General features: G+C 70.4%; 11 protein-coding genes. 9 read left to right on the top strand and 2 right to left on the bottom strand.

Features of this window, described 5'->3' with window-relative positions; genetic code table 11:
* Nucleotides 1–49 precede the first annotated feature (49 nt).
* Both AB0H88_RS28955 and AB0H88_RS28950 read right to left on the bottom strand, forming a co-directional pair.
* Entirely contained in the window at nt 50–1,369 is a 1,320-nt protein-coding gene (locus tag AB0H88_RS28955) for an NtaA/DmoA family FMN-dependent monooxygenase (protein WP_357649784.1), read from the bottom strand.
* A 196-nt stretch (nt 1,370–1,565) separates the two neighbouring features.
* A complete protein-coding gene (locus tag AB0H88_RS28950; protein ID WP_357649781.1) occupies nt 1,566–2,087 on the bottom strand; it encodes a MarR family transcriptional regulator in 522 nt (173 codons plus the stop codon).
* Nucleotides 2,088–2,187: 100 nt separating this feature from the next.
* Here AB0H88_RS28950 and AB0H88_RS28945 point away from each other — a divergent pair, with 100 nt between their 5' ends.
* From AB0H88_RS28945 to yicI, 9 genes are all read left to right on the top strand, one after another.
* Complete coding sequence (locus tag AB0H88_RS28945) at nt 2,188–2,775, top strand: helix-turn-helix domain-containing protein (protein ID WP_357649779.1); 588 nt, start codon at nt 2,188–2,190, stop codon at nt 2,773–2,775.
* A 36-nt stretch (nt 2,776–2,811) separates the two neighbouring features.
* Nucleotides 2,812–3,036: a hypothetical protein gene (locus AB0H88_RS28940; RefSeq protein WP_357649777.1), complete on the top strand. Its 225-nt coding sequence runs from the start codon at nt 2,812–2,814 to the stop codon at nt 3,034–3,036.
* 61 nt (nt 3,037–3,097) lie between these two features.
* Complete coding sequence (locus tag AB0H88_RS28935) at nt 3,098–3,925, top strand: TetR/AcrR family transcriptional regulator (RefSeq protein ID WP_357649775.1); 828 nt, start codon at nt 3,098–3,100, stop codon at nt 3,923–3,925.
* A 255-nt stretch (nt 3,926–4,180) separates the two neighbouring features.
* A complete protein-coding gene (locus AB0H88_RS28930) occupies nt 4,181–5,341 on the top strand; it encodes a LacI family DNA-binding transcriptional regulator (RefSeq protein WP_357649773.1) in 1,161 nt (386 codons plus the stop codon).
* Nucleotides 5,338–7,371: a beta-galactosidase gene (locus AB0H88_RS28925; RefSeq protein ID WP_357649772.1), complete on the top strand. Its 2,034-nt coding sequence runs from the start codon at nt 5,338–5,340 to the stop codon at nt 7,369–7,371. Before AB0H88_RS28930 ends, AB0H88_RS28925 begins: the two co-directional genes overlap by 4 nt.
* Nucleotides 7,364–8,686, top strand: coding sequence for a sugar ABC transporter substrate-binding protein (locus AB0H88_RS28920; protein ID WP_357649770.1), 1,323 nt, complete (start codon nt 7,364–7,366; stop codon nt 8,684–8,686). The genes AB0H88_RS28925 and AB0H88_RS28920 overlap by 8 nt, the downstream gene beginning before the upstream one ends.
* Entirely contained in the window at nt 8,683–9,579 is an 897-nt protein-coding gene (locus AB0H88_RS28915; protein WP_357649767.1) for a sugar ABC transporter permease, read from the top strand. The genes AB0H88_RS28920 and AB0H88_RS28915 overlap by 4 nt, the downstream gene beginning before the upstream one ends.
* On the top strand, nt 9,576–10,415 hold the full coding sequence (locus AB0H88_RS28910; protein ID WP_357649765.1) for a carbohydrate ABC transporter permease: 840 nt from the start codon (nt 9,576–9,578) through the stop codon (nt 10,413–10,415). The genes AB0H88_RS28915 and AB0H88_RS28910 overlap by 4 nt, the downstream gene beginning before the upstream one ends.
* A gap of 25 nt (nt 10,416–10,440) precedes the next feature.
* On the top strand, nt 10,441–12,720 hold the full coding sequence (gene yicI, locus AB0H88_RS28905) for an alpha-xylosidase (protein WP_357649763.1): 2,280 nt from the start codon (nt 10,441–10,443) through the stop codon (nt 12,718–12,720).
* The last annotated feature ends 1 nt before the right edge of the window (nt 12,721 follow it).

Below are 12,721 nucleotides of genomic sequence, written 5' to 3'. Positions count from 1 at the left end.
GTCATGGTGCTCGCTGTCCTTCTGGTAGGCATGGTCATGGTGCTCGCTGTCATGACAGCTCCAGGTGCTCGCGCAGGGTGGTGCCGGTGTAGTCGGTACGGAAGGCGCCGCGCTCCTGCAGCAGCGGCACCACGCGGTCCACGAACTCATCCAGCCCGCCGGGCGTCAGATGCGGCACCAGGATGAACCCGTCCGCCGCGTCGGCCCGCACGTGCTCGTCGATCTGACGGGCCACGCCCGCCGGCGTCCCGACGAAGGTCTGCCGCCCGGTCACCTCGATCACCAGCTCGCGGATCGTCAGCTTCTTCTCCTCGGCCAGCGCCCGCCATTTCGCGGCCACCGCCGCCCGGTCGCCGAACGGCACCCGCCCCTGCGAGAGGCCCTCCGACAAATCGGGCTCGACGTCCGGCAGCGGCCCGTCCGGGTCGTAGGCCGACATGTCACGACCCCACACCTGCTCGATGAAGGCGGTCGCGGTCTGCGGGCCGACCTGCTGGCGGCGGATGGCGGCCGCGTTCTCGGCGGCCTCCTCCTCGGTGTCGCCCAGCGCGTACGTGGCCGCCGGCATGATCTTCAGCTGGTCCGGCTCGCGCCGGTAGCGCGCCAGGCGGCCTTTGACGTCGGCGTAGAAGGCCCGCCCTTCCTCCAGCGTGCCGTGGCGGCTGAAGATCACATCGGCCGTGGCGGCGGCGAACTCCCTGCCCTCGTCGGAATCCCCGGCCTGGATGATGACGGGATGCCCCTGGGGGCCGCGCGGCAGGGTGAACTGCCCTTCGACGGTGAAGTGCGGGCCCTCGTGGTGGACCGTCCCGATGGCGGCGGGGCCGACGAACTGGGCTTGGCTCTTGTCGGCGAGATGCGCGCCCGGCTGCCAGGAGTCCCAGAGCTCGCGTGAGAGGCGGACGAACTCGGCGGCGCGGGTGTAGCGGTCGGCGCGGTCGAGGTAGCCGCCGCGCCGGAAGTTCTCGCCGGTGAAGGCGTCGGAGGTGGTCACCACGTTCCAGGCGGCCCGGCCGTCGCTGAGGTGGTCCAGGGTGGACAGGCGCCTGGCCAGTTCGTACGGCTCGTTGAAGGTGGCGTTGACGGTGCCCGCGAGCCCGAGTCGCTCGGTGACGGCGGCCAGCGCGCTCAGCACGGTGAGCGCCTCGGGACGGCCCACCACGTCGAGGTCGTGGATACGGCCTTTGAGCTCGCGCAGCCGCAGCCCTTCGGCCAGGAAGAAGAAGTCGAACTTGCCCCGCTCGGCCGTCCTGGCCAGGTGGGCGAACGAGGCGAAGTCGATCTGGCTGCCGGAGCGGGGGTCGGTCCAGACCGTGGTGTTGTTCACGCCGGGGAAGTGGGCCGCGAGATGGATCTGCTTGCGCGTCACTGGTCGCGGAGGTTCGGGTGAGTGGAGTGGGACATCGCGCCTCCCTTGAATGCCTACATAAACAGTAGGAAAAGAGGGTTTTTATGTCAATGGCCACGAGGGAACTTCAGGCGGGTGGCGAAGACGGCCGGGCCGACGCGACAAGCGCCCCAGCCGGGAAGTTATCCGGGCGGGGGATAAGCGCCCAGCCGGGAGGCTATCCGGGCGGGGTCAACAGGCCGCGCAGGATGCGGGTGAGCGCGGTCGCGTCGTCCGGCGGCAGGCCGGCGGCCAGCCGGGCCAGGTTGGCGGCGTGCTCGGTGAGCGCGGCGTCGATGACCCGCCGCCCCTCCTCGGTGAGCGCGATGCGAAAGCTGCGGCGGTCGGCCGGGTCGAGACTCCGCTCGACCAGCCCCGCCGCCTCCAGCCGGTCGAGGCGGTTGGTCATGCCGGCCCGCGACATCATCAGCGTCGCCGACAGCTCCGAGGGGATCAGGGTGTACGGCGGCCCGCCCCTGCGCAGCGCGGACAGCACGTCGAACTCCCCTTGGCGCAGCCCGTGACGCGCGAACACCTGCTCGACCGCCGCCTCCGCGACCCGCGCCACCATGGCGATCCGGCCGAACACCGCCATGGCCGACAGATCCAGGTCCGGCCGCTCACGGCGCCACTGCTCCAGAATCACGTCGATGGAGTCCCGTGACTGGTCGGATGCCTGCTCCTCAGGCGCGCCGTTCATGCGGTCGATCCTATTCGGCCGGCGATGGTCGGCCCCGAACCAATCATGGATATGCGCAACTTTATTTGCGCAATTTTCCTTTCGCTTCTAGGGTGGAGCCATGGCCACGCATGAGACCCGCCGCCTCAGCGATCTCGACGAGCTCAAGGCGTTTTCGCACCCGCTGCGGTTGAAGCTCTACCGGGCCCTGCTCGTGGCGGACACGGCGACCGCCTCCCAGCTGGCCGACCAGGTAGACGAGGCCGTCTCCCTGGTCAGCTATCACCTGCGCAAACTCGCCGCGCACGGCCTCATCGAGGAGGCCGTGCCGCAGACCGGCGACGGCAGGGAGCGCTGGTGGCAGGTCGCCGCGCAGCACCTCAGCGCCAGGGCCCCGGCCCCGGAGGAGGGCCCGGAGATCGTCGCCGCCCGCACCGCTCTGTCCCGCGTGGCCTCCCGACTGCAGGGCGAGATGTACGAGCGCTACCTCGACGAGCAGCCCGCCTGGCCCGCCGAGTGGCGCGGCGCCGCGTTCGCCTCCGAATACCTGGCCTCACTCACCGCCGAGGAGCTGCGGCTGGTCGGCCAGGAGCTCGACGCGGTCGTCGAGAAGTGGTGGGCGCGCGGCAAAGCCGCCGAGGCGGCGGGCGACACCGAGGGCCGTGAGCACGTCGCCCTGCAGTTCTTCGGATTCCCGTTCCGGGCCTGAGCGTCATGGTCCCCGAGACTTCCAGGAGGTCGGCACATGGACGCCGACATGCACCTCTACACCGAACGCCACAGAGTCGCCGAGTTACAGGCCGAGGTCACCGGATGGCGCCTGCTCCGGGATCGCCGGCGCGAGCTCCCGCCCAGGTGGGCGGCCGGCGTGACGGCGCTCGGCTGGACCATGGTGTCGGCCGGCCTGCGCCTGATCAGCCTGCCCCGGCGAGCACCGAGCACCGTCCCACGCTTCGGTGATCACCCCTGATATCCTTATGGCGTAAGGAGATCATGGCGTCAGGGATTATCGCGTCCGTGGGGGTTGTCAGGTGGTGGTCTTCGCCGGCCAGGGAGACGCGCGCCGCTCGATGGCCCTGCTGTGGCGGGCGACGGGGCCGGAGCCACGCACCGGTCCCGGCCCCAAGCCGGGGCTGAGCGTGGACATGATCGTGGACGCCGCGATCGCGGTCGCCGACGAGCAGGGCATGGCGGCCCTGTCCATGCGCGCGGTGGGCGAACGCCTCGGGCGTACCGCGATGGCCCTCTACACCTACGTGCCCAGCAAGAGCGAGCTGATCGACCTGATGCACGACCGCGCCCTGGCCGAGCTGCCCACCGGCTACGACCTCGGACCGGGCTGGCGGGCGGCCGTGACCTCGTGGGCCGAGGACGTCCGGGCGTTCTACGTACGTCATCCGTGGGTGCTGCAGGTCTCGCAGGTCCGGCCGGTGCTGGGGCCCAACGAGTTCGTGATGATGGAGACGATGGTGGGCGTCCTGCGCGCGACCGGGCTGCGCGCCGGTCCGCTCCGGGGCGTCGTCTCGCTGCTGACCGACTTCGTCCGGGGCGCGGCCAGGACGGTCGCGGAGTCACGGCAGGCGCCGGCGGCGACCGGGGTGTCCGACGAGGAGTGGTGGTACGCCCGATCGGCCCTGCTCGAAGAGGTCGCCCCCGGTTTCGCCGAACGATTCCCGATGGTCGCCTGGATCGAGACCGACGACCCGCCTCCCCCACCGTCCCGCGAAACCCCGCAGTCCGGGCAGGCCACGACATACCTGGAAGAAAAGGCACGGCCGGCCTTCGCCGCCGGGCTCACCGTGGTGCTCGACGGCATCGAGGCGGCCATCGCCCGCGCGGGCATCAGACCAGCGGGCTGATCTTCGGCTCCCCGCCGGTGTACCACTCGGTGGCGAGCAGCCGGTCACGTGTCGCCTCGGGCCCCGCGGTCATCAGCATCCCCATCGTGGCGCCAAGCGGTGGTTGACCCAGGCGTCGCCGCGGCCACGGTGCCGTATTTAGGACGGCACATTTAACAATATTGACACCTCCACAAAACAGACTCTAGGTTGTGCGAAACGTTTCGACAACCGTACAGGCCGGTCATCGGCGGCCGTATACAGGGCCGGAGTGGAATGTCTTCGTTACGTGATGTGGCCGAGCGGGCACAGGTGGCGGTCAGCACCGTCTCCGCCGCGCTGAACGGCACCCGCCCGGTGGCGGCGGCGACCAAGCGGCGCATCGAGCAGGTCGCGGCCGAGCTCGGATACCGCCCGAACCTGCTGGCCCGGGGCCTGCAGAGCAAGCGGACGCGCATCCTGGCCCTGCTGTTCCCCGCTCCGCGCAGCGGTTTCGGGCTTACCGAAATGCAGTTCGCGACCGGTGCCGCCGAGGCGGCCAGCGAGCTGGGCTATCACCTGCTGCTCTCCCCCGAGAACGCGGACCCGATCGAGGAGCTGCGCCACCTGACCGGCTTGGGGCTGGTGGACGGCGTACTGCTGATGGAGGTGGGCCTCGACGACGAGCGGCCGGAGTTCCTGTCAGCGGCCGGGGTTCCGTTCAGCATGATAGGGCGGACCCGCGAGCCCGGCTCGATCGACTACGCCGACATCGATTTCGCGGCGACGGCCAAGGCCGCCGTGGCGCACGTGTCCGGGCTGGGGCATCGCAAGCTGGCCTTCTTCAACCTGTCGACCGACACGTACGCGGCCCAGTACGGGCCCGCCATCCGTGCCGAGGCCGAGTTCGCCGAGGCCGCCCACGCGGCCGGGATCGGATACGTGGACGACTTCCGCCCCGGTTCGGCCGAGGAGGGCAGGCAGGCGTTCGAGGACCTGGTCACCGCGCATCCCGATGTGACGGCGCTGGCCGTGATGGACGATCACGCGGCGGTCGGCGTGATCGCCGCCGTGGCGGCGCGCGGCTGGCGGATCCCGGAGGACCTGACGCTGCTGCTGGTGCTGTCCTCGGCGCGGGTCGCCGAGATGTTCCACCCCAGGCTCACCACGCTGGAGCCGCCCAGCGCCGAGCTGGGCCGGCTCGGCGCGCGCATGCTCATCGACCGGCTGCTGGGCGAGGGCCCACCACAGCAGCGGCTCGTGCCCTGCCGCCTGGTGATCGGTGACAGCTCCGCACCACCGCGCGCGGAGCCGCCCCGCGAAAAGCCTCCGCACGAAGAACCTGCCCGCGAAGAGCCACCGCACGAAGAGCCACCGCACGAAGAGCCACCGCACGAAGAGCCTCCGCGCGAAGAGCCACCGCTTGAAGAGCCTCCGCACGAAAAGAGGACGGTATGAGACCGCGGTTGGGGATGCACACGCTGACCCACGGGCGCGGACTGCTGTTCGGCGGGGACTACAACCCCGAGCAGTGGCCAGAAGAGGTCTGGGCCGAGGACGTCGAGCTGATGAAGGCGGCCGGGGTCAACCTGGTCACCGTCGGTGTGTTCAGCTGGGCGCGGATCGAGCCGGAGCCGGGCGCGCGGGACTTCGGCTGGCTGGACCGGGTCCTCGATCTGCTGGGCGCGGCCGGGATCGCGGTCGACCTGGCCACCCCGACCGCCTCGCCGCCGCCGTGGCTGGGGCACCGCTGGCCGGAGACGCTGCCGGTCGACGAGTCGGGGCACCGCCTCTGGTACGGCTCGCGCAACCAGTTCTGCCCGTCGTCGCCGGTCTACCGGGAGCGGGCGCTGGCGATCGTGACCGACCTGGCCGACCGGTACGCCGGCCACCCCGCCCTGGCGCTGTGGCACGTGGGCAACGAGTACGGCCAGATCTGCCATTGCGACGAGTCCGCGGCGGCGTTCCGCATCTGGCTCCAGGACCGCCACGGCGACCTGGACGCGCTCAACGAGGCGTGGGGCACCACGTTCTGGAGCCAGCGCTACAGCGACTGGGCCGAGATCATCCCCCCGCGCCGCGCCCCGTACATGATCAACCCCACCCAGCGGCTGGACTGGCAGCGCTTCTGCTCCGACGCGCTGCTCGCCCACTACCGCGCCGAACGCGACATCCTGCGCGAGCGAACCCCTGATCTACCGATCACCACGAACTTCATGGGCCTGTTCAAGCCGGTGGACTACTGGTCGTGGGCCGGCGAAGAGGACATCGTCTCCAACGACTGCTACCCCGACCCGGCGGACCCGCTCTCCCCCGCGCGGACGGCGCTCACGCACGACCTGATGCGCGGACTCGGCCAGGGACGGCCCTGGCTGCTGATGGAGCAGGCCACGAACGGCGTCAACTGGCGCCCGCACAACCTGCCCAAGCCGCCGGGGCAGTTCCGGCTCGAATCGCTGCAGGCGGTGGCCCGCGGGGCGGACGGGCTGTGCTACTTCCAGTGGCGGGCCTCGCGCTTCGGCGCCGAACGCTTCCACGCCGCGATGGTGCCGCACGCGGGGCCGGACACGCGCCTGCACGCCGAGGTCCGCGCGCACGGCCAGGAGCTGCGCAAACTCGCCCCCGTGGCGGGCGAGCCGGTTCCGGCGCAGGTGGCGATGGTGTTCGACTGGGCGAGCTGGTGGGCGCTGGAGGAGCGCGGCCTGCCCAGCGACCGCCTCAACGCCCCCGACCAGCTCCTGAGCTACTACCTGCCGTTCTGGGAACGCGGCGTGAGCGTGGACCTGGTGCCGCCCTCGGCCGAGCTGAGCGGCTACCCGCTGGTCGTGGTGCCGAACCTCTACCTCGTCGGCGATCAGGACGCCGCCGCCTTGACCGCGTACGTACACGGCGGCGGCGTGCTGATGGTCGGGCCGTTCTCCGGGGTCGTGGACCCGCGGGCGCACGTGCGTACCGGACGATTTCCCGCGCCGCTGCGCGAGGTGCTGGGCGCGTCCGGCGAGGAATGGCTGCCCGCGCCCGAGGACCGGCCCGTGCGCTGCCAATGGAGCGGCGGCGTCGAGTTCACCGCGCACACCTGGACCGAGCTGATCGCGGCGGAGGGCGCCGAGACGGTGGCCGAGTTCACCGAGGGCGACCTCGCCAGGCATCCCGCCGTGCTGCGGCACCGCGCCGGTCAGGGCGTCGCCTGGTACGTGGCGACCCTGCCCGAGCCGGTCGCGCTCGGTGCGCTGGCCGGGCGGCTGCTGGCCGACGCGGGCGTGCGCGGGGTCCTGCCCGACCTACCGCCGGACATCGAGGCGGTACGCCGCGGGGACGTCCTGTTCCTGCTCAACCACGGCACCGCCACGGTACGTGTGCCGATCCCCCACGCGGCCGATGACCTGCTGACCGGGTCCCCCGCGACAGGCCACGTCACGCTCACGCCACGTGCGGTCGCCGCGCTGCGTCCCCGATTTCACCCACACACTGGAGATCCCCTTGCGTAGAAGAACCTTCCTCCTCTCCTCAGCCGCCACGCTGCTCCTGGCCGGCTGCGGCACCGACGACTCCGGCTCCGACGCCGGCGCCCCGGCTGCGTCCCCCATCGCCGGGGACGAGAACGCCGCGGCCTCCCTCGTCTTCTGGAGCTGGGCGGAGAACATCCAGCGCGTCGTCGACCTCTGGAACAAGAAGAACCCCACCCAGAAGGTCACCCTGAGCGGACAGGCCGCCAGCGACGAGCTGATCGCCAAGTTCCTGACCGCGGTCAAGGCAGGCAACGCGCCCGACGTCCTGCAGGCGGAGTACCAGTCGCTGCCGACGCTGATCACCAACAACGCCCTGCAGGACCTGAGCAACACGATCGCTCCGGTCAAGTCCGCCTTCCCCGAAGGCACCTGGAACCTGACCTCCTTCGGCGGCGCCACCTACGCGGTGCCCGCGGACGTCGGCCCGATGATGCTCTTCTACCGCGCGGACCTGTTCGAGAAGCTGGGCCTTGCGGTGCCGAAGACCTGGGAGGAGTTCGGCGCGCTCGCCGAGACGGTAAGGAAGAAGGACGCCAAGCGCTACCTGACCACGTTCTCTCCCGGCGACGCCGGCTGGTTGGCCGGGTTCGCCCAGCAGGCCGGGGCCAACTGGTGGTCCAACGAGAAGGATGCGTGGAAGGTCGCCATCGACGACCCCGCCACTCGCAAGGTGCTGAGCTTCTGGGGCGGGCTGGTCAACTCGGGCGCGGTGCTCGGCGACCCGATGTACACGCCGCAGTGGAACAGCCAGATGAACGACGGCACCATCATCGCCTGGCCCAGCGCGGTCTGGGGCTCCGGCGTCCTGGCGGGCGTCGCCCCCTCCAGCAAGGGCAAGTGGAAGATGGCCCCGCTGCCGCAGTGGAGCGCGGGCGAGAACGTCACCGGCTTCTGGGGCGGCTCGTCCACCGCGGTGAGCGCGACCTCCAAGCAGAAGCCGCAGGCGGCGAAGTTCGCCAGGTGGCTGAGCACCGACCCCGAGGCGCTGAAGGTGCTCGTCGAGATCGGTCTCTATCCGGCGGCCACGCTCGGCCAGACCACCGGCGGGCTCGACGCCGCGCCCGAGTACATGGCCGGCCAGCCCGACTACTACGAGTCGGCCTCGAAGATCTCGCAGACGGCACGCGGCTTCGACAGCTGGGGGCCGAACACCAACGTCACCTACGGCCAGTTCGAGGACCAGCTGCCGACCGCGGTCAAGAACAAGGCCGACCTCGTGGGCGTGGCCACGCAGGTGCAGCAGGCCAGCGTCGCCGACCTGAAGAAGCAGGGCTACCAGGTCGTCGGCGGATGACCGGACAGCAAAGGCGCGCGCCATACCTGATGGCGGCGCCGGCCGTCATCCTGTTCACGGTCTTCATCGTGGTGCCGATCGGGTACGCCATCTGGCTGAGCCTGCACGCCATGCGGGTGCGGGGCGCCGGGTTCGGCATCCGGACCGAGGTGTTCATCGGCCTGGAGAACTACCTGGAGGCGATCCAGGACTCGGCGCTGTACGAGGCGATGCAGCGCATGCTCGGCTACGGCGTGATCATGGTGCCCGCCACCATGGGGCTGGCCCTGCTGTTCGCGTTGCTGCTGGACGCGCCCAGGGTCGGGGGCAAACGCGCCTCGCGGATCACGATCTTTCTGCCGTACGCGGTGCCGGGCGTCATCGCCAGCCTGCTGTGGGGGTTCATCTACCTGCCGGCGGTCAGCCCGATCAGCGCCGCCCTCAAGGGGGCGGGCCTGCCGGCCGCGGACTTCTTCGGCGACGTGTCGATCTTCTTCTCGGTGGCCAACATCGCCGTGTGGGGCTCGGTCGGGTTCAACATGGTGGTGCTCTACACCACGCTGCGGGCCATCCCCAAGGAGCTGTACGAGGCCGCCCGCCTCGACGGCGCCAGCGAGTGGCGGATCGCGCTGCGGATCAAGGTGCCACTCCTGCGCCCGGCGCTCACCATGACCTCGGTCTTCACCCTGATCGGCATGCTGCAGGTCTTCAGCGAACCGGCCACGCTGCGGCCGATGACCAACACCATCAGCCAGGACTGGGTGCCCCTGATGCGGATCTACCAGCAGGCGTTCGTGGACAACGACATCTACCTGGGCGCGGCCAGTTCGGTGCTGCTGGCCGGCGCGACGGTGCTGCTGTCGCTGGTCGCGCTGGCCGTCTTCAGGACCCGTAGCGCGAGGAGCGATCAATGAGAGCGCGCACCAAGATCGTGCCGACGCTGATCCTGGCGCTCGGCGGCGTGTACGCCCTGCTGCCCCTGCTGTGGGTGGTGATCGCGGCGACGAAGGGCCCGGAGGAGCTGTTCACCACGTTCTCCGGCTGGCCCAGCTTCAACGGCGGCTTCACCGAGAACATCGCCGCGCTGAACGACTACGGCCACGGGCGGTTCTGGCTGTGGATGCTCAACAGCCTCATCTACGCCGGCGGCGGCGCGTTCCTGACCGTGGTCGTGTCGGCCGCGTGCGGGTACGCCCTGGCCAAGTACCGCTTCACCGGGCAGCGGCTGATCTTCGGCGCGCTGCTGGCCGGGGTGCTGGTGCCGCAGATCACCCTGGCCATCCCGCAGTACCTGCTGCTGTCGGACATGGGGCTGGTCGGCACCTACTGGTCGGTCATCCTGCCCAGCGTCATCAGCCCGTACAGCATCTATCTCTGCCGCATCTACGCCGCCGCGGCCGTGCCGGACGAGATCATCGAGGCCGGCCGGGTGGACGGGGCGAGCGAGTTCCGGCTGTTGTGGTCGGTCGGCGTGCCGATCATGGCGCCGGGGCTGGTGACGGTGTTCCTGTTGCAGTTCATCGGCATCTGGAACAACTTCCTGCTGCCGTACATCATGCTGGCCAACGACGACCGCTTCCCGCTCACCGTGGGGCTCTACTCGCTGCTCAACCGGGGCGCCTCGCAGCCGGCCCTGTACAGCCTGGTGATCAGCGGCTCGCTGCTGTCGATCATCCCGATCATCGCGCTGTTCCTGTTCCTGCAGCGGTTCTGGCGGCTCGATCTCGTGGCCGGCAGCGTCAAGGGCTGACCATCCCCCTCACGAACGGATTGTGATGAAGTTCAAAGACGGCTATTGGCGGATGCGTCCCGGGGTGCGGGGCGAGTACGCCACCGCGGCCCACGACGTGACCGCGGCCGCCGCCTCCCTGCGGGTGCTGGCGCCGACCAGGCCGATCACCCGTCGCGGCAACACCATCGACGGGCCGGTCCTGCGGGTGGACCTGTCGTCCCCCATGCCGGACGTGATCAGGGTCCGTACGGTGCACCTGGCCGGGTCCGTACCGGCCGCGCCGGTTTTCGAGGTAGGTGACGAGGCACCCGCGGTGCAGACCACCGTGGACGGCGAGGAGGCGAGCCTGACCAGCGGCGCCCTGACCGTCAAGGTGCGCAGGGACCTGCCGTGGGAGATGTCCTTCAGCGCGGACGGCCGGGAGCTGACCCGCAGCGCCGGCAAGAGCCTTGGCCTCATGCACGATGCCGACGAACGGCACTTCATGGTCGAGCAGCTGCGGCTGAGCGCCGGGGAGCTGGTGTACGGGCTGGGCGAGCGGTTCGGCGCCCTGGTGCGCAACGGGCAGTCCGTCGACATCTGGAACGACGACGGCGGCACCAGCAGCGAGATGGCCTACAAGAACATCCCCTTCTACCTCACCAACCGCGGTTACGGGGTGTTCGTCAACCATCCGGGACGGGTGTCGTTCGAGGTCGGCTCGGAGACGGTGTCGCGGGTGCAGTTCAGCACCGAGGGCCACGACCTGGAGTACCTGATCATTTACGGGCCGACGCCCGCCGAGATCCTGCGCCGCTACACGGCGCTGACCGGCCGGCCGGCGCTGCCGCCCGCGTGGTCGTTCGGGCTGTGGCTGTCCACCTCGTTCACGACCGACTACGACGAGGCCACCGTGGCGTCGTTCGTGGACGGGATGGCCGAGCGGAGGCTGCCGCTGAGCGTGTTCCATTTCGACTGCTTCTGGATGCGGCAGTTCCGATGGTGCGACTTCGAGTGGGATCCCGAGGTGTTCCCGGATCCCGCGGGGATGATCGCCCGGCTCAAGGAGCGCGGGCTGCGGGTCTGTTTGTGGATCAACCCGTACATCGGGCAGGCGTCCGCGCTGTTCGACGAGGGGGCGGCGGCCGGTCACCTGTTGCGCCGCCCGGACGGCCGCGTCTGGCAGGACGACCACTGGCAGGCGGGCCGGGCGGTGGTGGACTTCACCTCCCCGGCCGCCCGCGAATGGTACGCGGACAAGCTGCGCGGGCTGCTCGACCAGGGCGTGGACGCGTTCAAGACCGACTTCGGCGAGCGCATCCCCACCGACGTGGTCTACGCCGACGGCTCGGACCCCGAGCGGATGCACAACTACTACAGCCTGCTCTACAACCAGACCGTGCACGACGTCCTGGCCGAGCGGCGGGGCGCGGAGGAGGCCGTGCTGTTCGCGCGGTCGGCCACGGTCGGCGGGCAGCGACTGCCGGTGCACTGGGGCGGCGACTGCGAGTCGACGTTCGAGGCCATGGCCGAGTCGCTGCGCGGCGGGCTGTCGCTGGGCATGGCCGGGTTCGGGTTCTGGAGCCACGACATCGGCGGGTTCGAGGGCCGCCCGGATCCGGCGGTGTTCAAGCGATGGGTGGCGTTCGGGCTGCTGTCGTCGCACAGCCGGTTGCACGGGAGCGGATCGTACCGGGTGCCGTGGCTGTTCGACGAGGAGTCGGTCGACGTGCTGCGCTCCTTCACCGAGCTGAAACTGCGGCTGATGCCCTACCTGTACGGGGCCGCCGTCCAGGCCGTCCAGGAGGGCCTGCCGATGATGCGGGCGATGCACCTGGAGTTCCCCGGCGACCGGGCCTGCGACCACCTGGACGCCCAGTACATGCTCGGGCCCGATCTGCTGGTGGCCCCTGTGCTGTCGGCGGATGGTGAAATTTCCTACTACGTCCCTGACGGTGTGTGGACCCGGCTGCTCGACGGCGAGACCGTCACCGGGCCGGGCTGGCGTACCGAGCGGCACGGATTCGACAGCCTGCCGCTGCTGGTACGGCCGGGAGCGGTGCTGGCGACGGGCGCCCGCGCGGACCGGCCCGACTACGACTACGCCGACGGCGTCACCCTGACCGCCTACGAGCTCGCCGACGGCGTGTCCCGTACCGTCACCGTGCCCGCCATGGACGGGGGTGCCGGGGCCGTGTTCGAGGTGTCCCGCTCGGGCGACCGCGTCCACGCTCGCCGCCTCCAGGGCGCGCCCGCCCCCTGGAACCTGCGGTACGCCGGCGTCGACGGCGCCGCGACCCCCGCCATCGACCACATCGAGATCACCCTCAGCTCCAAGGAGTGAC

The organism is Nonomuraea sp. NPDC050680, from assembly GCF_040654555.1.
In the GTDB taxonomy this organism is placed as follows: domain Bacteria; phylum Actinomycetota; class Actinomycetes; order Streptosporangiales; family Streptosporangiaceae; genus Nonomuraea.
This window is presented reverse-complemented; position numbering and strand designations above follow the sequence as displayed.

Coding starts and splice junctions, on each gene's coding strand:
- AB0H88_RS28925 (WP_357649772.1), top strand. CDS start 5,338: ATGAGACCGCGGTTGGGGATGCACACGCTGACCCACGGGCGCGGACTG.
- AB0H88_RS28930 (WP_357649773.1), top strand. CDS start 4,181: ATGTCTTCGTTACGTGATGTGGCCGAGCGGGCACAGGTGGCGGTCAGC.
- AB0H88_RS28940 (WP_357649777.1), top strand. CDS start 2,812: ATGGACGCCGACATGCACCTCTACACCGAACGCCACAGAGTCGCCGAG.
- AB0H88_RS28945 (WP_357649779.1), top strand. CDS start 2,188: ATGGCCACGCATGAGACCCGCCGCCTCAGCGATCTCGACGAGCTCAAG.
- AB0H88_RS28915 (WP_357649767.1), top strand. CDS start 8,683: ATGACCGGACAGCAAAGGCGCGCGCCATACCTGATGGCGGCGCCGGCC.
- yicI (WP_357649763.1), top strand. CDS start 10,441: ATGAAGTTCAAAGACGGCTATTGGCGGATGCGTCCCGGGGTGCGGGGC.
- AB0H88_RS28950 (WP_357649781.1), bottom strand. CDS start 2,087: ATGAACGGCGCGCCTGAGGAGCAGGCATCCGACCAGTCACGGGACTCC.
- AB0H88_RS28910 (WP_357649765.1), top strand. CDS start 9,576: ATGAGAGCGCGCACCAAGATCGTGCCGACGCTGATCCTGGCGCTCGGC.